Annotated in this window: 3 protein-coding genes; 1 reads left to right on the top strand and 2 read right to left on the bottom strand. The window is 67.3% G+C overall.

Going from position 1 to position 3,352, the window contains the following annotated elements:
- Positions 1-14: 14 nt before the first annotated feature.
- Entirely contained in the window at positions 15-224 is a 210-nt protein-coding gene (locus EOA38_RS31485) for a hypothetical protein (RefSeq protein ID WP_127301061.1), read from the bottom strand.
- Positions 225-276: 52 nt separating this feature from the next.
- Entirely contained in the window at positions 277-549 is a 273-nt protein-coding gene (locus EOA38_RS31480; protein ID WP_126091742.1) for a DUF4242 domain-containing protein, read from the bottom strand.
- 243 nt (positions 550-792) lie between these two features.
- On the opposite strand from EOA38_RS31480, the gene EOA38_RS31475 reads away from it, so the two are divergent.
- The coding region (locus tag EOA38_RS31475; protein WP_127301060.1) for a LuxR family transcriptional regulator at positions 793-3,352 on the top strand (2,560 nt) is incomplete at its 3' end.

The raw sequence follows: 3,352 nt of genomic DNA, 5'->3' as shown, positions 1-3,352 counted from the left end.
GGGAAGGGGCTGCATCAACGGTGATGCCACCAATATTCCCAGTATTCGCGCGGCATCTCGCGCTCCTCGAGGCCGATATCGCGTCTCAGATAATCGTCCCGCGGGGGCAATCGGCGGCGCCGGTTTCGCAGAGGCGAAAGCAGCGCCGCCACGGCCCGCTGGATGATGCCGCGCCGTGGCGCGAGGATATGCGCCGGGGCGGATACTCCCTCGCCGTCCGGCACGCCATCAGGTCCGCCACCGGCAGGGATGATCTGAAGCGCATCGTCCGCTTGATCAGCGATAAAAGTAGGGGTCGAGGACCCGCACCTCCGTGATCTTGTCGACGGGAAGCGAATTCTTCTGCGCGGTGCTGCGGATCGCCTCGGGCGAGGGGGCGTCGTAGATGCAGAAGCTCTTCGACTTGTCGGGCGAGACGAAGGACTGCACCCAGGTCACGCCCTTTTCGGCGTTGCGGGCGATGACGCCGCCCATGGCCGTCGCGCCGGCATCGTTCATCGGCACGTTGAGCCCATCGGGAAATGTCCGTTCAACCAGATAGCGAGGCATGATTGGTTTTCCTTTGGTGATTGAATCACGCTCGGTTCGAGCGCGGCCGCACTAAAACCACGCTCGCAAAAGCCGCGCATCGGAACCTTTCCCCATATTGGGCGGGACGATTCCCCACATTAGGGGCGTTATTTGTGGAGAGAGGCACCATAATGTGTGGAAGGTCACATTATGGCGCGCTCATCCGGACTATCGAGGCGGCACCCGCCGCGGTGAAATCCTGACTTTGCGAGAGAAACGAGAATGCTTCTGGAAAGGCAGACGCAACTGCGGCAACTGGAGGCCCTTGTGGCGGATGCGATGCAGGGCCGCGGCCGCGTCGCGGCGCTGTCAGGCGAGGCCGGCGCCGGCAAGACGGCGCTGGTCGAGGCCTTCGTCGGTCATGTCGGGCAAGGCGTGACGCTGCTTCGCAGCGCCTGCGAGGACCTGTCGATCCCGGATCCGCTCGGGCCGCTCTACGACCTCGCCCGCGAGGCGCAATGGGAATTGCCGCGGGCGATCGACGCCCGGCAGGGGCAGCGGCTGCCGCTGTTTTCCGATGCGCTCGACGTCTTCGAGGCGAAGGGTCCGAGCCTGCTCGTCATCGAGGACCTGCATTGGGCGGATGACGCTACGCTCGATTTCGTCCGCTTCCTCGGCCGGCGCATTGCAAACACCCACATTTTGCTTCTGGTCACGGCGCGCACCGACCGCAGCGAGGGGCAGATGCGCGTGCGCCGGGCGCTCGGCGAGATCCCGGCCAGCAATGTCACGCGTATCGAGGTGCCGCTGCTCAGTGAGGCCGCCGTGTTGTCGCTCGCGGAACAGGCCGGTCGCGAGGGCGAAGCGATCTACCGGGCCACCGCCGGCAATGCCTTCTTCGTCGCCGAACTGCTTGCCGCCGAAAGCGACAGCGCGCTGCCGGCCAGCGTACGCGACGCGGTGCTGGCCCGGGCGGAGCGGCTGTCGCCCGGCGCCCGCTCGATGCTCGACGCGGTGTCCGTGTTTCCGCGCCGCGCCGACGCCTGGGCACTGCAGGGCCTGTGCGGGATCGCCGCCGCCGGTCAGCTCGCCGAATGCGTCAGCCAAGGCCTGCTCGAGGATTTCGGCGACGGCTACGCCTTCCGGCACGAGATCGCTCGCCGGGCCATCGAGATGGCGCTGACGCCGAGCCGACGGCGCGAGTACAACCAGCGCGCGCTGACAGCACTGCAGGAAAACCCCGATGTGGCCACCGCAAGGCTGGTGCATCACGCGGTGGAGGCGCAGAACCTGGAGGCGGTGCGCGAGCTTGCGCCGCTTGCCGCGCGCGAGGCTTCCCGCGTCGGCGCGCATCGCGATGCCGCCGGCCATTACGAGGTCGCCCTGCGGTATTGCGATGGCCTGCCGATGGAAAGCCGGGCCGCGCTGCACGAAGGCCATACCTTCGAATGCCATCTCATCGGCCGCATCAACGCGGCCATGGAGGCGCAGCGTGAGGCGCGCCGGCTGCAGCAAGCGTTGGGCGACAGGCTGAAGGAAGGCGACAGCCTCAGATGCCTGTCACGCTTCGCCTACCTGCTCGGCGACCGCGAGGCGGCGGACCGGTTCGGGTCGCAGGCCGTCGAGCTTCTGGAAACGGCGCCCGACAGTCCCGAGCTTGCCATGGCTTACTCGAACCTTTCCCAACTGGCGATGCTGGCCGAAAGGCTCGACGAGACGCTTTCGCTGGGTGGCAAGGCGATCGCGCTGGCGGAGCGGCTGAACCGGCCGGACATCCTGTGTCACGCACTCAACAATGTCGGCGCCGCCGGGCAATGGCTGGATTTCGCCAAAGGGCGACGCGATCTCGCCCGCAGCCTGGGAATCGCCCTTGCGGGGAATTTCCAGGAGCATGCGGCCCGCGCCTTCACCAATTGCGCCTGCGTCGAGATGAACCGGCTCAGCTTCGACGAGGCGGAAGCCTTCCTCGAACGCGGCATCGCCTATTGCGTCGAGAACGATCTGGCGACCTGGCGCGACTACATGCGCGGCGTTCAGGCGCAGTTGCTGCTGCGGCGCGGCCTGTGGAACGACGCGGCGGCGATAGCGCATGACGTCATCGACGACGAGGCAGCGACCGCGCTGGTGCGCTACCCCTCGCTGGTGGCGCTGGCAAGGCTGCGCATCAGGCGGGGTGATCCATCGGCCGAGCCGGTGCTGGACGAGATGACAAGCTTCCTGGACAAGGGCATGGAGCTGCAGCGGCTGGTGCCTTACGCGGCGGTGATGGCGGAGCTCGCATGGCTCGGGCAAGGCGATCCGGACGAGGCGCTCCGCCTGATCGACCTCGCCGAAAGCCAGTCGCCGACGCGGGCGGTGTTCGGCGAATTGGCGATCTGGCGGCAATTGCTGTCGCCCGACAGCGATCCCGGCGAGACCATTGGCATGGCCGAGCCGCATCGCCTTCTGCTTGCCGGAGACTGGCGCGGCGCCGCGGCGTTCTGGGCAGGGACGGACGCTCCCTTCGAGCGCGCGCTCGCCTTGCTGCAAGGCAACGAGGCGGCGCTGCGCGAGGCGCTCGACATTCTTGAAGCGCTTGGCGCAAGGCCGGTGGCGCAGCATGTGCGCGGCATGATGCGGCAAAGCGGCGTCAGCCATATCGCGAGAGGGCCAAGGCAGGCGACGCGCGCCAATCAAGCGGGCCTCACGCAACGCCAGATGGAGGTGCTGCAACTGATCGAGCGCGGCTTCTCCAACAAGAAGATCGCGGCGCATCTGACCATCTCGCCGAAGACGGTCGATCACCACGTCTCGGCGGTGCTGGAGAAGCTGGAGGCCGTCTCGCGCGGCGCGGCGACGGCGG

Origin of the sequence: Mesorhizobium sp. M1E.F.Ca.ET.041.01.1.1 (assembly GCF_003997355.1) — a bacterium.
GTDB lineage: Bacteria > Pseudomonadota > Alphaproteobacteria > Rhizobiales > Rhizobiaceae > Mesorhizobium.
This window is presented reverse-complemented; position numbering and strand designations above follow the sequence as displayed.

Bases quoted from the DNA above. Each gene is read 5' to 3' on its own strand.
- EOA38_RS31480 (WP_126091742.1), bottom strand. From the start codon at position 549: ATGCCTCGCTATCTGGTTGAACGGACATTTCCCGATGGGCTCAACGTG.